General features: G+C 56.7%; 17 protein-coding genes and 1 pseudogene. 16 read left to right on the top strand and 2 right to left on the bottom strand.

What is annotated here, in order from left to right; genetic code table 11:
• Window positions 1-6: 6 nt before the first annotated feature.
• The 11 genes from F591_RS0121875 to F591_RS0121825 all read left to right on the top strand — a co-directional run bounded on the left by F591_RS0121875 (window position 7) and on the right by F591_RS0121825 (window position 9,060).
• Window positions 7-978, top strand: a complete 972-nt coding sequence (locus tag F591_RS0121875; protein ID WP_019536753.1) for an XkdQ/YqbQ family protein — start codon at window positions 7-9, stop codon at window positions 976-978.
• Entirely contained in the window at window positions 975-1,271 is a 297-nt protein-coding gene (locus F591_RS0121870) for a DUF2577 domain-containing protein (protein ID WP_019536752.1), read from the top strand. Before F591_RS0121875 ends, F591_RS0121870 begins: the two co-directional genes overlap by 4 nt.
• Entirely contained in the window at window positions 1,268-1,657 is a 390-nt protein-coding gene (locus F591_RS0121865; protein ID WP_019536751.1) for a DUF2634 domain-containing protein, read from the top strand. Before F591_RS0121870 ends, F591_RS0121865 begins: the two co-directional genes overlap by 4 nt.
• Entirely contained in the window at window positions 1,650-2,729 is a 1,080-nt protein-coding gene (locus F591_RS0121860) for a baseplate J/gp47 family protein (RefSeq protein WP_019536750.1), read from the top strand. Before F591_RS0121865 ends, F591_RS0121860 begins: the two co-directional genes overlap by 8 nt.
• Window positions 2,722-3,288 carry a putative phage tail protein gene (locus F591_RS0121855; protein WP_026326809.1) on the top strand — a complete coding sequence of 189 codons (567 nt, stop codon included), beginning with the start codon at window positions 2,722-2,724 and terminating at the stop codon, window positions 3,286-3,288. Before F591_RS0121860 ends, F591_RS0121855 begins: the two co-directional genes overlap by 8 nt.
• Window positions 3,288-5,888, top strand: coding sequence for a hypothetical protein (locus tag F591_RS0121850; RefSeq protein ID WP_019536748.1), 2,601 nt, complete (start codon window positions 3,288-3,290; stop codon window positions 5,886-5,888). The genes F591_RS0121855 and F591_RS0121850 overlap by 1 nt, the downstream gene beginning before the upstream one ends.
• 13 nt (window positions 5,889-5,901) lie before the next feature.
• Complete coding sequence (locus F591_RS29740) at window positions 5,902-6,411, top strand: hypothetical protein (protein WP_019536747.1); 510 nt, start codon at window positions 5,902-5,904, stop codon at window positions 6,409-6,411.
• A gap of 5 nt (window positions 6,412-6,416) precedes the next feature.
• Window positions 6,417-6,683 carry a hypothetical protein gene (locus F591_RS0121840; protein WP_019536746.1) on the top strand — a complete coding sequence of 89 codons (267 nt, stop codon included), beginning with the start codon at window positions 6,417-6,419 and terminating at the stop codon, window positions 6,681-6,683.
• A gap of 67 nt (window positions 6,684-6,750) precedes the next feature.
• Window positions 6,751-7,158 carry a phage holin family protein gene (locus tag F591_RS0121835; protein ID WP_019536745.1) on the top strand — a complete coding sequence of 136 codons (408 nt, stop codon included), beginning with the start codon at window positions 6,751-6,753 and terminating at the stop codon, window positions 7,156-7,158.
• Window positions 7,155-7,838, top strand: coding sequence for an N-acetylmuramoyl-L-alanine amidase (locus F591_RS0121830; RefSeq protein WP_019536744.1), 684 nt, complete (start codon window positions 7,155-7,157; stop codon window positions 7,836-7,838). The genes F591_RS0121835 and F591_RS0121830 overlap by 4 nt, the downstream gene beginning before the upstream one ends.
• 112 nt (window positions 7,839-7,950) lie before the next feature.
• A complete protein-coding gene (locus tag F591_RS0121825) occupies window positions 7,951-9,060 on the top strand; it encodes a C40 family peptidase (RefSeq protein ID WP_051109241.1) in 1,110 nt (369 codons plus the stop codon).
• A gap of 209 nt (window positions 9,061-9,269) precedes the next feature.
• Here F591_RS0121825 and F591_RS0121820 read toward each other — a convergent pair whose 3' ends face one another.
• Together F591_RS0121820 and moaD are read right to left on the bottom strand one after the other, a co-directional pair.
• On the bottom strand, window positions 9,270-10,310 hold the full coding sequence (locus F591_RS0121820) for a ThiF family adenylyltransferase (protein WP_026326807.1): 1,041 nt from the start codon (window positions 10,308-10,310) through the stop codon (window positions 9,270-9,272).
• A gap of 53 nt (window positions 10,311-10,363) precedes the next feature.
• Entirely contained in the window at window positions 10,364-11,074 is a 711-nt protein-coding gene (gene moaD / locus F591_RS0121815; RefSeq protein WP_019536741.1) for a molybdopterin converting factor subunit 1, read from the bottom strand.
• Window positions 11,075-12,290: 1,216 nt separating this feature from the next.
• Between moaD and F591_RS0121810 the strand changes: the two genes are divergently transcribed.
• The 5 genes and pseudogenes from F591_RS0121810 to F591_RS33660 all read left to right on the top strand — a co-directional run.
• On the top strand, window positions 12,291-12,776 hold the full coding sequence (locus F591_RS0121810; RefSeq protein WP_019536740.1) for a molybdopterin-binding protein: 486 nt from the start codon (window positions 12,291-12,293) through the stop codon (window positions 12,774-12,776).
• Between the two features lie 22 nt (window positions 12,777-12,798).
• The gene (locus F591_RS0121805) at window positions 12,799-14,259 is read left to right on the top strand and encodes a bifunctional metallophosphatase/5'-nucleotidase (protein ID WP_019536739.1); all 1,461 of its coding nucleotides are present in this window, start codon (window positions 12,799-12,801) and stop codon (window positions 14,257-14,259) included.
• Between the two features lie 206 nt (window positions 14,260-14,465).
• Entirely contained in the window at window positions 14,466-15,617 is a 1,152-nt protein-coding gene (gene yfkAB / locus F591_RS0121800; RefSeq protein ID WP_051109240.1) for a radical SAM/CxCxxxxC motif protein YfkAB, read from the top strand.
• 93 nt (window positions 15,618-15,710) lie between these two features.
• Entirely contained in the window at window positions 15,711-17,111 is a 1,401-nt protein-coding gene (locus F591_RS0121795) for a hemolysin family protein (RefSeq protein ID WP_425414371.1), read from the top strand.
• Between the two features lie 744 nt (window positions 17,112-17,855).
• A pseudogene (locus F591_RS33660) lies at window positions 17,856-18,014 on the top strand (helix-turn-helix domain-containing protein); the annotation flags it as partial.

The raw sequence follows: 18,014 nt of genomic DNA, 5'->3' as shown, positions 1-18,014 counted from the left end.
GACGGCATGTTCGAGGCCATTATCGATAACTTAAACGGCACGCTGTGGAATATTTCCGAGCTGTGCTCCGAGATCACCTGGAAGACGAGCCGCATCGGCAAGCCGTCGGTGCTGAATGTGACGCTGCACCGGGACGGATTGTTCCAGGCCAAAGATTTTGCAGTCCATAACGGGAATGTCATTCGGATTACCGTGGACGGGCATAACCTGTTCTGGGGCAGAGTATTCGTCCAGGAGACCGGTTCGGGCGAGCCGGTCAGGCTGCAGGCGTACGATCAGCTTCGCTATTTGCATGAAACAGATACCTATGTCAAAACGAATGTTCGCGCGGACGAGGTCATTCTGGATCAATGCGCGGCCGTCGGGCTGCGCGTCGGAACGCTGGCCAACACGCAGTTCGCTATTCCGAAAATGATGGAGGACGGGCAGAAACGGCTCGATATTTGCTGCAAGGCGCTCGACAGCACCCTGGTCGCCACCGGGCGCCTCTATGTGCTGTACGACGATTTCGGATTCGTGCAGCTGCGCGACGTAAGCGACATGATGATCGATCTGATTCTCGGCGACGACAGTCTGGTATATCAGTACAAAATCAAGCGGTCCATCGACGACGACACGTTCAACCGGATCAAGCTCGTTCAGGACAACAAAGCAACCGGCAAGCGCGACGTGTATATTGCCAAGGACAGCGGCAACATCGCCTTGTGGGGACCGCTTCAATATTACCAGAAAGTCGACGACAAGCTGAATCCGGCGCAAATCAAGCGAATGCTGGAGAGCCTGCTGCAGCTCAAAAACCGGGAGAAGGTGACCTTCACCCTGGAGACGCTCGGGTTTGCGAGGATGCGGGCCGGGCTCAAGGTTCAGGTGACGATCGAGGAGCTGGGCATGAACCAGTATTACCTGGTGGAAGAATGCACGCATCGCCTGTTCGGGGAGGAGCATACGATGTCATTGGAAATGAAGGTGTACGAATGAGTCTGAACGATTCCGTAAAATTGATCGCCAGAGGGTATATCGAATCGCTGAAGCTCGCCGATGTCGTTTTCGCCACCGTTACGCGCACGCAGCCCCTTGAAGTGAGCGTCGATCAGCGGTATACGCTGGAGGCGGATTTCCTGGTCGTTCCCGAGCATTTGACGGAATACAGGCTGACGATTGACGGGAGCGAGGTCGTTATTCGCCGCGGCCTCGAGACAGGCGACAAGGTGATTTTGCTGCGCCAGCAGGGCGGGCTTCATTTTGTAGTGGCGGGGAGGTTGACGACATGATCATTCCGCCGGGGGCAGTGCCGGAACAGGCTGAAGAAAGGCGGCTGCCGAGCCGGACGTACCGGCTCGATCTGGACAACAACCGGATTGCGGGCATGATCGACGGGCTGGATGCAGTTCGCCAGGCGGTATACATGGCTCTGAGCACGGAGCGGTTCGCCTATTTTATTTATTCGGCCAATTACGGGATGGAGCGTGGAACGTCCGGCGGCGCGGGTCTCGAATGGGAGCGGTGGGTCAAGGAAGCGCTGCTTGCGGACGACCGGATCACGGGCATCGAGGGCTTTCGTATGACAACATCCGGAGACGAAGTAGAGCTTCGCTTCACAGTCGTCTCCATATACGGCTCGACACAGATTGAAAGGAGGTTAAGTTCCGGTGTATGAGGATCGCACATTCGAAAATATTTTGCGGGAGATGCTGAGCGAGGTGCCGTCGAACGTCGACAAGAGGGAAGGCAGCATCATTTATAACGCCTTGGCCCCCGCTGCCAAGCTGCTGGCGGAGGCGTATATCGAGCTGGCCTGCAACAGCCGCCTGGCTCACGCCCAGACGGCGAGCGGCGAAGCGCTGCGCCGGCGGGGAGCGGACTTCGGCGTCGAACCGAGGCCGGCGGTGAAATCTGTCCGCAAAGGGCGGTTTGCCGACGCGCAGGGAAGCCCGCTGGATGTCCCCTTGGGCGGGCGATATGCAGCGGGTGGCTTGAATTACACCGTGACCGAAAAGCTGGCGGCCGGCGAGTTCGCCCTGGAATGCGAGACGGCGGGCTCAGCCGGCGACGACCCGGTCGGCGCCTTGCTTCCGCTCGATTACGTCGCCGGCCTGGCGCGGGCGGAGCTGACGGACGTCCTGGTTCCGGGGGAGGACCTGGAGACGGACGAGGAATTTCGGGCGAGGTTTTTCGCCCAGGTGCGCACGCCGCCGACGAGCGGCAACCGCTCGGCCTACCGGAAATGGGCTTTGGAGGTGGCAGGGGTCGGCGACGCATATGTGCAGCCGTGCTGGAACGGCCCCAACACGGTGAAGGTATATGTGCTCGGACCGGACAAGCGTCCGGCCTCCGAAGCTGTCGTTCGGGCGGTGAAGGATTACATCGATCCGGATATCGGCCTGGGCGAAGGGATGGGCGAAGGAGCGGCGCCTGCCGGCGCGCTGACGACCGTTGAGGCGGCGCCGGCCATTGCGGTCGACGTGACGGCGAACGTCGTCTTGAGCGGGTCCCGGACGCTGGAGCAGGTAAGGCAAGATTTCGCAGCGGCGTTAACGGCTCATTTGGCCGAGATTGCCTACCGCGACGATCCGAACGTGAAATTCGCCCGCGTCGGCACGCTGCTGCTGGATACGCCCGGCGTGCAAGATTACGCTGCGGCCACTTTGCTGGTCAACGGCGGCCAGGCGAATATCGCTGTTCCGCCCGGGGCGGTCGCCATCCTGGGGGAGGTGACGCTCCATGAGTGAGTTTGAAATCCCGTCGCCATCGGGGAGAGCCATGCTTGGCGAGCTGCCGGACTTCCTCTGGCCCGTGCTGGAAATGCGGGTCATTATGCAGACGGAAGGGAAGCGCTTTGACCGATTGCAAGGCGAGCTCGCGGACCAGTTCGAACAGCGCTTCGCGGATACGGCGACATGGGACCTGCCGCAGTGGGAGGAAGAGCTCGGCATCGTTCCTCCCGCCGGGCAGCCGCTCCCGCAGCGCCGCGCGGTCGTCCGCTCCAAAATGCGCGGCTTCGGCAAATTCACCGGCCGCCTGCTGAAAAGCGTGGCCGACGCCTACGATAACGGAACGATCCACGTATCCTTCGATCCGCCGTCAAGCACGTTTACGATCCGTTTCGTCAGCACGCTGGGCTTGCCGCCGAACATTGCGGATTTGAAGAAAGCGGTGGAGGATATTATGCCGGCGCATTTGCTTGTACAGTACATGTACCGATACCTTACGATCGCCGAGATCGAGGCAATGACGATTGCGGCGATCGAAGCAACGAGTCTAGATCGATTTGCAGGAGGCGGTGCCTAATGACTAACCCGAAAACAAAACATTTGGAATTGAACCTGATCGACCGAACCTCGCCGACCACGACCTACTTGAATTTGCAGACGAACCTGGACGACAACTGGGAAAAAATCGACCAGGCGCTCGGCAGCGAGACGGTGGATGCGGAGCCTGTCGCCGTTACCTTGAAGCAAGGCTTGCAGGTGGTCAGCAACGAAGCGAACCGCCAGGTTCCGCTGCAGCTGAAGTCGCTGAAGGGGCGGACGTTGGTGAATTTGCTGGGGAGGGATGGCGGTTGTGAATCTATTGCACCATTTGCAACGGGGGGCGCTACGACTTTGACATTGGACGCCGCCAATAAAACTACCGGGTTTTATGGCATTAAAGCGACCAATGTCACACCTACAGGTACTTTCTGGCGAGGCAGTATTCCGATAAAAGCAGGGAAGCACTATATCATGCTGGCAGACTTGAAAAATGGAACGGCTGATAATATTTTTGTGCGTTTTCCAAAGAGCCATTTTTCGACTCCTGCTGTAACCGATAGCTCCAAGTTTCAAACAGTTTATGTTAAATATGCGGCAAGTGCTGATGACGTTGGGCTATTTGACTGTGTCGTAACGGGGGATGCCGGGAAATATGCGTATGTTGATTCCATCCGAATTTATGAAATATCTCAAGCAGAATACAATGCGCTCGACAGTATGACCGCCGACCAAGTCGCTGCCAAGTACCCCTATGTTGACGATATGAAGTCCAGCGTCAATCCTTACGTGATTCGGTATGGGAAGAACCTCGCTGCACCATTTACGGAATGGTATGGATATATCGGTGGAAATACGCGCTATTCTTATCCAATTGGTAAGTATAAATTTAAAATGGAGCCGCGTCAGTACGATCCTTTTATTGTAAATTATCGTTTTACTGTGCCCATCGTGCCAGGCGAATCTTATACTTACAGTTGCGCTCATAACGGCAAAATCGGTATTAACCTTTTTGACGCAGATATGGTACGTATAACAAACCATGGTCTATCAAATGTTGATGAGTGGTTAGCCGATGAATCAATAACGTTCACCGCGCCTTTAAATGCACGATATGCCAACATTCTGATTGGTAATAATGGCTTCGAAGCTGTAGGTTGCGAATTTTCAAACCCTGTGTTTAACATCGGCTCCGAACCTTTACCCTTCGTCCCCCGCGAAGACAATATGCAAGTGGCCGTAACAAGCCTTGCTAGTAGCGTGGATGGAAGCGTGTATGACGAACTGTACCAAAAGGATGGAAGGCTTTATAAGTTCAGTTGGTTCAAGACGATTGATTTGGATGGGGGGCTGAACTGGGAATGGAGTTCCGATTTTACGGGATATAAACGGGTAAGAATTCCTAGTTTCGTAACGTCATTAGGTGCTGATGGCAGGAGCTATCAGCAGGTTATAAGATATGACGGAAAACCGTTGATGCTAAATGGTAGTGTAAATGGGTCTGATGAATTCTTTCTCTCTTACGTTGACCCGCACTTTTATGTAACCATTCCCGACTCACATTCTGGTTGGGGAGAGTCGTATACCCCGTCTGATGATGAGATAAAAGCATACTTTAACGGATGGCGCATGACTACACAGGGCCACGGAAGCACAGCTCCTTACACAAGAACAGACGGATTGTTTAAGCAATGGTATAAATGGAACGACCCTTATAACTATGTCCTTGATAGGGTTCCCACAACATCTTGGAGCGATTGGATACCTTACAAACTCCAATACCAGCTCGCGACCCCTACCCTCGAAGAAATAACGAGCGAAGGGCAGATATCGCTTTACGAAGGTCTGAATCAGGTTGAAGTAGGCGTAGGGATGATTGTCCGAGAAAAGGCGACCCCGCATCATGCATCTGACTTTCACCGCCGCTACTACATTAACGGGTACTTTGGGCCTAATCAGGCAACCTACAACTATTTGAAATATCGAAACAAGCAAATATTGCGTGTATTCGAAGATGATAAAGAAGCCTTTTGGGTAATCAGTAATAATTCGGATGCACATTTTGCTGTTGTGGGAATAAAAAACGCCTTCATAACGGAATCGTTATTTAACAAAGCTGCGGCTTATTCAGTTACTTATCTGCCGCTTGATAGTCACCTAATTACGGCTCCAATCATAGCCATAGACTGCCAGTACCCAAGCAACACCAAAAGCATCGTTGACACCCTTGTATCTGGTCAAGTTGATGTCGTGCGACGTGTCGGAGCTTTAGAGATGCAGAAGGCTGGGAAGGATCAGCCGCAGTGGATTAAAGCTACTTTGTTAAACGGATGGGTGAACTTTGGTGGACCGGGACCTGATTATGAACTTGAATATATGAAGGATGAACTAGGTTTCGTGCATATCCGAGGTGTCATTAAATCAGGGGAAACAACCACTAATACGGATATATGTTATTTGCCCAAAGGCTATCGCCCAAGTCGATATTTCCCATTTCCTGTGATTAGTAACAATGGCTCGTCAGAAGTTCTGGGTAGAATTGGAATATATGGTAATGGAGCCATTAAAATTAGTACTAGCGGATTTGGGAATATATGGCTGAATCTCAACTCTATTCCCCCATTCCTAGCCGAACAATAAGGAGGTGTCCACCATGAAAGAAATCCTCATTATCGACTTGCAAGGCTATTTGATCGACGTCGACCTTGGCCCCGATCACGAAACAGGCGTAACCGAAATATACGAGACCGTTGAAGCGGACTCAGCCACCGAAACGGGGCCCGCTGTGTTCGAGCAGCGCCTGGTCGGCTACCGTGTGGCGATTCCCGTGCCGCCGGGATTGTACAAGCCGCGGTTCGACCTGGCCGCCTGGGAGGCATCCCAGGCGCAGCAGGGGCCGCCTGAGCCGGTCACTGACGGTGAAGGAAACACGGCCATACCGCAGTTGCAACAGCCTGAGATCGCATACTGGGTCGAAGGACTAGCTCCGGAAGAAATCGAAGCGATACGAACCCGGCCGGCTGAGCCGGGCCCGATGGAGCGGCTGAGGGCCGAGAACGAAGCGCTCAAAAACCGGCTGCAGCAAGCCGAAGCAATCTCTGCGGAGACTAGCGCGGATTTGCAGGCATTCATGGATCATTATTTCTCGAATGGAGGCTTTTAAACGATATGGCAGAGGCGATTTTGGCTTTTCGCGTATCTACGTATGCCCGGAATATTTATATGACGGGAACCGAGCGCCTGACCGCGCGCGAGCACTATGGCGGCATTCCGGAGAATTACCGAATCCCAGTCTTACAATTTGCCGCGAAAAATTACTACATCGACTGGCTAGATCACGCGCTGGACAAAGGATGGATTACTCCGCAGGAGTATCAAGAAACGATAGCGATGAAGACGGCGGAAGATCCGCAATACCGTAATACCGCTTCATAACCGGTCCCGAGACAACGGGGCTATTTTTCATTTTCCCGAAAATGGGAGGGAGAGGAGGAATGTAATCGTGGAACAACGTTGGGATTTGTTCATTAAATGGGGGATAGCCGGGTCGACAAGCGCGGCCACCTACTTGTTTGGGGGGTGGTCGGCCATTTTAAATGCGCTGCTTATTTTCGTCGTCATTGACTATTTTACCGGCATGGCGGCGGCGGGAGCGGCCGGCGAATTGCGAAGCACCAAGGGGCTGATCGGCATTGCCCGCAAGGCGTTCATTTTTGCGATGGTGGCGGCAGGGCACCTGGTCGATCGCGTGCTGGGTGACGCGCACCTGTTTCGGGATGCGATCGCGTATTTTTACATCGCCAATGAGCTATTGTCCATCATCGAAAATGGCGGCAAGCTCGGAGCGCCGATCCCGCCGATCGTGAAGCAAGCCATCGAAGCGCTAAAAGGGAAGGGAGAAAACCGATGAAGATTATGATCGACGCTGGTCACGGCGGCAAAGACCCCGGTGCGGTCGGAAGCGGGCTGCAGGAAAAAAACTTGACCCTCAAGCTGGCCCTAAGCATAGGCCGTCTGCTGCAAAATCACGGCGTTGACGTGCGGTATACCCGAACAGACGATACGTTCGTCAGTCTGTCGGATCGGGCGAGAGCAGCCAATGCGGCGAAAGTGGATTATTTTTTGAGCATCCATATCAATGCAGGAGGCGGCACGGGCCTCGAATCGTTCATCTATACCGGTCAATCCGGCAAGACGGAAGAGATCCGCAGCGCAATACACCAATGCGTTGCTGCCGCGTTCAAAGAAGCCGGTCTGCCGGACCGCGGCCGCAAGCAGGCCAATCTGGCGGTGCTGCGCGAAACGTCGATGCCGTCGGCGCTGCTCGAATACGGCTTCATCGACGCTCCCAAGGATGCCGGCCTGCTCGGCACGGATGCGTTCATCGAGCGCATCTCCGCTGCCACAGTACAGGGCATAGCGAACGTCTTCGGCCTTTCCATACCTGCGGCCGCAGACCAGGTAACTGAATGGGCGCGCCAGGCCAGGGACTGGGCCGTATCGTCGGGAATAACGGACGGAATGCGGCCCAAGGACGCTGTCACCCGCGAAGAAGTATGGACGATGCTGTATAGGGCATTGAAGCGATAAGTCTCTCGGCGGCAGCCTAATATTTCCATGTCCGGCGCGGAATACCACTAACCCCCGAATCGAACACTGAGAATAGGAAAAAATGAAATCCGAATGAGGGGGATAGCATCGTATGACGGTTTGCAGTAAATCCGCCAAGGGGCTGCTGGCTGCTGCCATGCTTGCATCGCTACTTGCCGGCTGCGGCCCTTCGTTATCCAAAGAGCAGCGGCAGCAGGGAAGGCCGCTATGGCCAAGCACACAGGGCCTTGGGATGAACAGGGAAAAGAACGAGCAGATCTATGGCCCGGGTCATCGGCTGGGCGAGACGTCAGGGGGCGTGAGGCCGCTGGCCGAAACTTCGGAAGCGGCTGCTATCGGGACAGAAACATGGGACGGCAAGCAGTATGTGGCGGCCAGCGATCTGGCGATAGCTGCGGCTTATTTGTCGGACTGGGACCCGCAGCAGCGAAAATTCCGGATAGGTCAGCACGACGCTTACTATGAGTTGACCGCCGACCAAACCTCTGCCGTGAAGGGCGGGGAAACCGTCATGTTGGACTCCGCTCCGGTCATTCGTTCTAATCAGCTCTACCTTCCGGTTTCCGTCGTAGCAACGCTGTTCGGCGAGGAGCTGCGCACCGAAGAGCAGGACGGCTCGCTGCTGCTGTACCCGATCAGCGGGGCTGTCTCGGACCCGGTCAACGGTCCGGACGAGCCGAATACCGGCTCGCCGCTCGATTTTGAGGATGATCCGGCCGACCCGTTTAAGGGCGCAGCGGGGGAAGGGAACGGGGTGAAGGCTCGTTCGAGCGGCCAAGCTGCGGCGTTCCAGCTCAGGAATATCGATATGGACCAATTGATCGAACAAGCGAAGCGGTATATGGGCGTCAAATATTTGTTCGGAGCCAGCCCTTACCCGGAATCGGGCCGATTTGACTGCTCCTCGTTTACCGATTATATTTTCTCCAAATACGGCGTGGCGCTGCCGCGAACTGCCCGCGCCCAAGCGGCTCTTGGCACGGAAGTCAGCCGGAAACAGCTGCGCAAGGGCGATTTGCTGTTCTTTTATGTGCCGGGACGGTTTCGCTCTGACCAAGTGGTCGGCCACGTCGGCATATATATCGGAAATCAGCAGATGATTCACGCTTCGCCCACGCCCAAGGACGGCGTCCAGATTACGAGCATCAACAAGCCGTATTGGAAAAAAACGTTCATCGCAGCGAAGCGCGTCGCCTATTGATGATGATCCCGGGCACAAGTCCCGTCAGCAGCATTAGCCCCGGCCAAGTCCGGGGCTTTTTAAACATGTGAGAGTTTATCATTCAGCAAAATAAACGTCTATGACGAGGGAAGTTGTTGTATTTTATACAAAATATTGGGTTAAATTGGTCATCCCGGAAGCGATTCCAGGCTCGAAACCTATTCTTTCCGCCGTTACTCGCTGGAAAATTACATGCCGACATATCGGCTGTACAAGCTTTTGGCGGTGACCGGGTCGTCCGTTCCCTGCACGATCATCCGGCCGTCGGGGAACAGAACGAGCGTCTGGCCGCTGCCGAGATGGAGCTTCAGCAGGAACGGATTGCGCTCGATGCGGCCGAGCGACCTCCAGCGTTCGGCCCATTCGTCCAGCGCCAGCCGTGACGGCTGTACCGGCTGGATTTGCACGGAATTGCGGCCGCACAGCGACTGGATCGTGTCGCCGTCCGCCATCGCCGTCAAATAGTCGAACTGCCGGCGGCCGCAGCAAGGACAGTCCGGCTTGCGGGCTTTGCTCACATCGACTGCGGCATGCTGGTTGTACCATAAATCCCAGTGCTGCATTTTGCGGTTGAGGCGGTCGCGGTCACCGACGAGCAGCTTGAGCGCTTCCGCGGCCTGATGGGAGGCGACGGTATGGATGATCGGGCCGATGACGCCGGCCGTGTCGCACGTCTCCGTCGTTCCTTGGGCGGGCGGCTGGTCGAAGATGCAGCGCAGACAGGGCGTTTCGCCCGGAACGACAGTCAGGGAGACGCCGCGCGAGCTGACCGCGCCGCCATATATCCACGGGATGCCGAGCTTCACACTGACGTCGTTGACCAGGAAGCGGACGGCGAAGTTGTCGCTGCCGTCGAGAATAAGATCGACGCCGGACAGCAGCTGCTCGCTGTTGCCGGCATTCAGATCGGCGACGACCGGCTCGATCTGAACGCCTGCATTGGCAGCCTTCAGCCGGGCGGCCGCGGCTTCGGCCTTCGGCGAGGAAGCGGCGGCATCCGCTTCGTCATACAGCATTTGCCGCTGCAAATTGCTCATCTCGACAAAGTCGCGGTCGATGAGCCGCACGAAGCCGACGCCGGCCCGCACCATATGGTTGGCAAGCACAGTGCCGAGCGCGCCCATGCCGACGATCGCGACCCGGGAGCGCAGCAGCCGGGCTTGTCCGGCTTCCCCGATCGGGGCGAACAGCGTTTGCCGGGAATAACGCTCCCGCTCGCTGTCCGTCATCGCCCCGGCCGGCTCGGGAAGGGCTTGTTCGGTGAGCTTCTCGCGCTTCTCGTTCATGTCGCATCTCCTTCTTGCAGAGGAGAGACGGGGTTCCAGGGGCCGGTCTGATGCCCCTTCCATTCCGAGCCGTCTTCCCATACTTCCTTCTTCCAGATCGGCACGATCTGCTTCAGCCGATCGATCGCATAGCGGCTGGCTTCATAAGCGGCGTCCCGGTGCGGGGCCGAGACGGCGATGACGACGCTTGCTTCGCCGATACCTACCGTGCCGAGCCGATGCGTAAGAGCGCACAGCGCCCCGTTCCAGCGCTCGCGGATCTCGTCGATGATCTGGTTCATCGTGCGCAGCGCCATCGGCTCGTACGCCTCGTATTCCAGCAGCGTCGTCCGCTGGCCGTGTGTATATTCGCGCGTCGTTCCGATGAACACGATCGCGGCTCCGTGATTCGGATGCGAAACCTTCGCGGCTACCTCATTGGCGTCAATCGGCTCGCGGGTAATGCTTGCCAGCTCTGGCTCGCCTCCGGAGACCGGGGGAATGACGGCGACTTCATCCGTTTCGCGAATTGGCGTCGTTTCCTCCGCATAAGCTTGGTTTACGGCGATGAAAGCGGATCTTAGCCCGTCTTCGGCCGCGGGAAATTGATCGATCAGGACGTCCTTGAGACGTCCGGCTGTCCAAGGCCCGTCGTCCAGCTCAAGCTCGATCTCCGAGCCGCCGAGCCGTTCGGCCAGGCCTGCAAACAAGAGCAGCCGCAGCTTCATCGTTCTCCTCACTCCTCTATCCCTTGAAAATTTGGCCATACCGCCAACAAAATGTTCAACACCAGAAGTCACGGCCGATGCCGAATAAATTGCTGGTCATTGGCACCATGAACTACCCAGGCCGTAATCATTTTCGGCAGTTGTTCCCCTGCGCCGCTCCTTCCAGTGCTGCTCCTTCCTGAACTGCTCCTTTCAGTGCTATTCCTTCATGAGCTACCCATTCCTGCGCCGCCCCTTCCGGGACTGTTCCTTCCAGTGCTGTTCCTTCATGAGCTGTCCCTTCCTGCGCTCCCGTCGAAGCTTCCGAACCTGTAACGCTGGTGACAAACGCTATTTTGCTGAATCGAGCACTTTTTAAAAATGTAACGAAACTGAGAAACGCTATTTGGTCAGAAACGCTGAATCGGCAGCCCAAAATGCCAAATAAGACTGCTCACTTGCGTTACAATTTCAAACCGGTCGTTTCGAGGAAAATAAGCTCTGTGGCTAGCGTTAGCTTAAGGTTCGGCCGACCAAACAGCCCCCTGGGCTAGCGAGCATGAAGAGAAACTTCTATACGAAGCCCCTTCACCAGATGAGCAGCTGCGCTTGAGCGGTAGCGTTGCCTGGGGCAGAAAGTGTCAGCGTGCGAACTCCACATGAATGTACGAGCTCCACATCAGTATGCGAACTCCACATGAGTGTACGAGCTCTACATCAGTATGCGAACTCCACATGAATGTACGAACTCCACATCAGTATGCGAACTCCACATGAGTGTACGAGCTCCACGTCAGCGTGCGAACTCCACGTTAGCACGGCCCCTCCCCGGGCACATGAGACGATAAATCCTGCAGAAAATACAACATTTCCGCCCCTTTCGCGCCCCAGGAAGGGGAATGTTGCATTTTATGCAACAATTTGGGGGACGACGGGCTTCAGCCCCGGGAACATCGCCCGAAATGTTGCACAAAGTGCAACACTGAGCCGCAAATAGGGGGAATCCCCCCGTTTTTGTTGTACAAAATACAACATTTGCGGACTCTCTTGAAAATTCGGCGGCATCCACGATACCAAATTTTCAACACCGCAGGTGACGTCCGATGACGAGGGAAGGAAAGGATCGTCAAAGACGTCTATTTGAAGCAATGACGCTTTTTCCTTTCAGGATATCATATTTTCATAGGGAAATGTTATAATAGCTAGGAAAATCGCGACTGGTTCGGGAGGAATGACGATGAACATACGCGTATATGATGAGATATATGGCGAAGCGCTGCTGACCGTGGAGGAGATGGCGGCCGCAGGGGGAGACAGCTTCGATGCTGCGGATCGGGTGCCGGGAGCTGCCGGTCGGGCTTTCGATGTGAAAACGTGGCACCGCAACTGGAGCGCTGCCCGCTTGGCCGGACAAGACCGGGAGCCCGTCCGGCTGCAGGTGGAGGCGGCAGACGAGTTCCAGGCGTCGATTCCATGGGGCGAGCTGGACAAGGCGCTGTTGCTGTACGCCCAGGCGGACGGCTCTCCGCTTGTGAAAGGGCACCCGCTCCGGCTGTATGTTCCCGGCGGCAGCAGCGAATGTCTGAATGTGAAAAGCGTCGTAGCCCTCCGGCTGCTGTACGATGAATCGGTGCGGGAGCAGGAAGCGACCTACGGCTTCAAGAACACGGTATCCCTCGACGAGCTGAAGCGCAAACCGCAATCATTGGCCAACATTAACTGATTATTCGAAGGAGAGGCTCCCGTTGAACGAATCCGACACGATCCGGCTGCGTGTGCTTCATACGAACGATATCCATAGCCGCTTCGGGCACATGCCGCGCATCGCCTCCGTCATACGAACAATGCGCGCCGAAACCGGCGAGGATTGCGCGATCGTCCTGGATATCGGCGATCATATGGACCGGATGTTCCCGGAGACGGAAGGAACCGATGGCGCGGCGAATATCGGAGTGCTGAACGCCACCGGTTACGACGCCGTAACGCTGGGCAACAACGAAGGCTTGACCTACGGCATAGAGACGCTGAACCGGCTGTACGGCCGGCTTGCCCGCTTTCCGGTGGCGGCCGGCAATTTGCCGCTGCCCCGGACCGAAGCGGGGGAAGCGTGGACGAAGCCGTACGTGCTTCTTGAGCGAAATGGGCTAAAGATCGGGCTGATCGGCGTCACCGCTTATTTTCATCAATTTTATCGGCTGCTTGGCTGGGATATCCGGGAGCCGTTCGATACGGTCGCCCGGCTCGTATCCCTGCTTAGGCCGCAAACCGACGTGCTGATCGTCATGTCCCATCTCGGCTTGCGGGCAGACGAGCGCCTGGCCGCCGACATCGCGGGGATCGATCTCATCCTCGGTGGCCATACGCATCACGTGCTGGAGGAGCCGCTGCGCATCGGCGATACGCTTGTGTGCGCCGCGGGTAAATTCGGGCAATATGTCGGCGTCGTCGACCTGGAGATCCGCAAGGACGCCAGCGGGCGGTCGATCCGCGGCGAGGGGCGGCTCATTCCCGTCGAGGGCTGGCCGGCCGCGCCGGACATCGAGGCGCTGATCGCCGGGTATGCGGAGACGGCGCGCATTCGGCTCGAGCGGGAGACGGTGCGCCTGCACGACGATCTGGAAGCCCGCATCGACCGCGAGTCCCGGCTCGGCAACGTGCTGGCAGCCGGGCTGCGCAAGCGGACGGGCGCGCAGATCGGGCTCGTCAATGCCGGTCAGCTGCTCGGCGGCCTGTCCCGCGGCCCGGTCACCGCCGGCACGCTGCTCAAGATTTGCCCGTCGCCGATCAATCCTTGCCGGATGGAGCTGACGGGAGCGCAGCTGCTCGCAGCGCTGGAGCAGTCGCTGCTGCCGGAATATATCGACAAGCCGCTGTACGGCTTCGGCTTTCGCGGCAAGGTGCTTGGCACGCTGTGCGTGGACGGGCTGCGGATCGAATACGATGCCGCCGGCCCGCCGCTGGGCAAAATCCGCCGCGTATGGGTCGGCCCCGAAGGCCGGCAACGGAAGCTGGAGCCGCAGGAGATTTACACTGTCGGGACGATCGACATGTTTACGTTCGGCATCGGATATTTGCCGATCGCCGAAGGTACCGGCGTCGAATATTTGCTGCCGGATTTTTTGCGGGATGTGCTGCAGGAAGAGCTTGCCGACCCGGAGGCGGTCGCAGCCAGCGCCGCTCCGCGCTGGCTGGCGATAGCGCCGTAGCTCAAGGCATACGGCCGCAACGCACCACGGCTCTATATCCGCGCATCGGCCCGCTCCTTCCGCATCCGGAGCTTTATCGCTCCCAAGCCTTGCCGGCGCGCCTTCAAAGCCGCTTTGGCATGGCTTGCTTGTTTTCTTTTCGTACATATTGCGTTACAATGGAAATAATATACCCATTTTTCCTAAGTCAGGTGTGAATGATCCGCATGGCCGATTTATCGAATTTTACTCCTAACGCCGCGGCAGACGGCTTCCGATTGCCCGATATTACGCCGGATTACGATCCGTGGGACCCGATCCGCAGCTTGCACCGTTACGGAGAGCACCGTCTGACGAGCATCGAGCTGACGGTCACCAATCTGTGCAACATGCGCTGCGAGCACTGCGCCGTCGGCGAGACGCTGACGATGACCGAGGGACCGCGCATGCCGCTTGACCTGCTGCTGCGGAAGCTGGACCAGGTCGAGCATCTGGAGACGCTCAGCATCACGGGCGGCGAGCCCAGCTACCACGAGCGGACCGTGAGGGATTATATCGTCCCGATCCTCCGTTATGCCAGGGAGCGGGGAGTCCGGACGCAGATCAATTCGAATGTGACGCTCGACCTGTCCCGATACGAGCTGCTCGCTCCGTATTTGGACGTGATGCATATTTCGTTCAACTATTTGAATGCCGACGATTTTCACGCGGTCGGCTTCGTCCGGACGGATCGGCCGGTCGCGCGCAGTGCCGCGGTCAAGCTGTACGAGCGCATGGTGAACAACGCGGCGGCGTTATCGCGCGGCGGCATGTTCGTCTCTGCCGAATCGATGATCAACTACCGGACGCATGAGAAGCTGCCGGGCATTCACCGGCTGATCGTCGAGATGGGCTGCCGGCGGCATGAGGTGCACCCGATGTACCCGAGCGCGTTCGCGGCCGGGCTGCCTCTGCTGTCGCTCGAGCAGATCCGATCGGCGATTCACCGATTGCTCGACGCGAGGGACCCGAGCGTCTGGATGCTGTTCGGCACGCTGCCCTTCTACGCCTGCAGCCCCAGGGAGGAAGACCGGGAGCTGGTCGTCAGGCTTAGGGAGGAGCCGCTCGTGACCGTGCGCAACGATCCGGACGGCCGCAACCGGCTTAATGTGAACCTGTTCACCGGCGACGTATTCGTCACCGACTTCGCCGACGTTCCCGCGCTGGGCAACGTGCACCGCGACAGTCTGGAGCAGGTGTTCGCCCGCTGGAAGGAGCATCCGCTGAACGGCGCGGTTGACTGCCGCTGCCTGGATTCTGGCTGCTGCGGGCCGAATTTATTGGTTGCCGATTCGTATTACAAGGAAGTCGATTTCACGAAGCGCCGCGCGCTCGTGTAAGTCATGATTTTGATTATTCCCCATTTATAGAAAAAGGAGTTTGAGGTTCAATTGGACAGTCACAGTAGCAGCGGTACCGGCATTTTATCGGAGATAGGCCAGAAGGCTCTTCATCTGTCGCTGGATCACGGCGGCAGTGCCGGTACCATCCATTTTGATTTTGGCCAGATCGGGCTAAATCTTGCATTGGTGGCATTTTTGGTTTTCTTGAACGGTTTTTTTGTCGCTGCGGAGTTCGCGCTTGTCAAGGTAAGGCAGTCAAGGCTGCAGCAGCTGGAAAACGAAGGGAACGGGAAAGCGAAATACGCGCTGACGGTGACGGGCAAGCTGGACGCCTACCTGTCCTCCACCCAGCTCGGCATTACGCTGGCCTCGCTCGGCCTCGGCTGGGTCGGGGAGCCGGCGATCTCTCACCTGATCGTGGAGCCCTTGCTGGCAATGGTCGGCACCAATCCGTCCTTTGCCAAGCCGCTTTCGATCGTCATCGGCTTTCTCGTCATTACGTTCCTGCACATCGTTCTCGGGGAACTGGCCCCCAAATCGCTGGCCATACAAAAATCGGAAGCGACATCACTGTGGCTGTCAGGGCCGCTCATGTTTTTCTATAAGTTGTTCTTTCCGGCCATCTGGCTGCTGAACGGCGCGGCGAACCGGCTGCTGCGCTGGATCGGAGTCGCTCCGGCGACGGAGCACGAAGCAGCTCATACGGAGGAAGAAATTCGCATCCTCATGGATGAAAGCGCCAAGAGCGGGCATATCGACAAGGACGAGATGGCGCTCTTCGACAACATTTTCGAATTTGCCGACCGCGTCGCCCGCGAGGTGATGCGACCGCGGACCGATATGGACTGCCTGTTCACCTCGATGTCCTTCGAGGAAAATCTGGAGATTGTCCATGCGACGAAGCACACCCGTTATCCGGTGGCAACGGACGATAAGGACGATATTATCGGCTTCGTTCACATTACCGACCTGCTTACCGCCAAGCCGGGGCGGGAGCATTCGCTGGAGCAGTTTTTGCGGCCGGTGCTCATGGTCCCCGAATCGATGGAGCTGAGCCAGGTGCTGAAACTGATGCAAAAAAAACGCTCCCAGCTCGCCATCGTGATCGACGAATACGGAGGAACCGCCGGACTGCTGACGACGGAGGACATTCTCGAGGAAATCGTCGGAGAGATTCACGACGAATTCGATACGAGCGAACGTCCCGAAGTAGAGAAGATCGGCGATGCGTATTCTGTTGACGGACGGGCGCTGATCGAAGATTTGAACGACATGCTCGGCCTTGAGGTGGAGGACGAGGAGGTCGACTCCATCGGCGGCTGGCTGTTCAAGCGGATGGACGGTATGGTGGAGGCCGGGCGCCGCTTGGAGCACGGCAAATTCATGTACGAGATTGCGGAGATCGATCGGCTGCGCGTGCTGCGCGTGACGATCACGCCGCTTGACGAGAATACGCTGGAAGCGGATTCCGCCGAATCGGCCGACGCCTAACGATACGCCAGCGCGCCGGTCCAGCGCCTATACACGACGGCAGGCTTTTTAGCCTGCCGTCGTTTTTTTTGAAATATAAGAATTTATAAATTTTCTCTGCAAACCATCGTCGCCAGCGTTCGCGATCGGCGGGACCGGAACTGCCGGGAATGGATTGCTCGCATTGCTAGCCGTAGGCTCACGTTTTGCCGGTCTAACCTGGGTTAACGCTAGCCATAGAGCTTATTTCACCCGAAACGCACGATTTGAAATTGTAACGCAAGTGAGCCGCCTTATTCGACATTTTGGGCTACCCGATTCAGCGTTTTTGACCAAATAGCGTTACCAGCCTGCGTTACATTTTAAAAAGGGCACGATTTAGTAAAATAGCGTTTGTCACTAGCGTTAGAGAGGAGCTGGTGATGCATGGCTTGGCTGCAGCCCTCGGTTAATGATTTCAAGCCATGCCTTGCGATCTGAGTCATAAACAGGCCCTGGGACTTCCCAGGCGCGGTGAAACGAATCGGTTCGAGCACTCCGCAACCCCAGAAATGAATGAAAAATGCTTATCCAACCGATATATCCAATAAAAGGATAAGAAGGGCTGGTGATAGGAAAAAGAGAGGTCGTCTTATTCAGCCAAGAAGAACGCCAACACTTGGAACAGCTGATCAATAAAAGGAAAGTAGCCGGGTATAAAATCAAACACGCACATATGTTGCTGAAGGCCGACGAGGGGAGAACAGACCCGCGTGGCCGGATACCCGGATTGCCGAAGCCTATAATGTCTGCGAAAGCACCGTTCGAAATTGGCGAAAACGACTGATTGCAAGAGGCTTCGAAGCTGCACTGGAGCGAAAAAAGCAACCAAATCGCAGGACGAAATGGGATAGCGAGGCAGAAGCGAAACGGATCGCCATCGCA

The sequence above is a fragment of the Paenibacillus ginsengihumi DSM 21568 genome (assembly GCF_000380965.1).
Lineage (GTDB): Bacteria > Bacillota > Bacilli > Paenibacillales > NBRC-103111 > Paenibacillus_G > Paenibacillus_G ginsengihumi.
The sequence above is the reverse complement of the archived record's forward strand: the minus strand, read 5'-3'. Positions and strand labels throughout refer to the sequence as shown.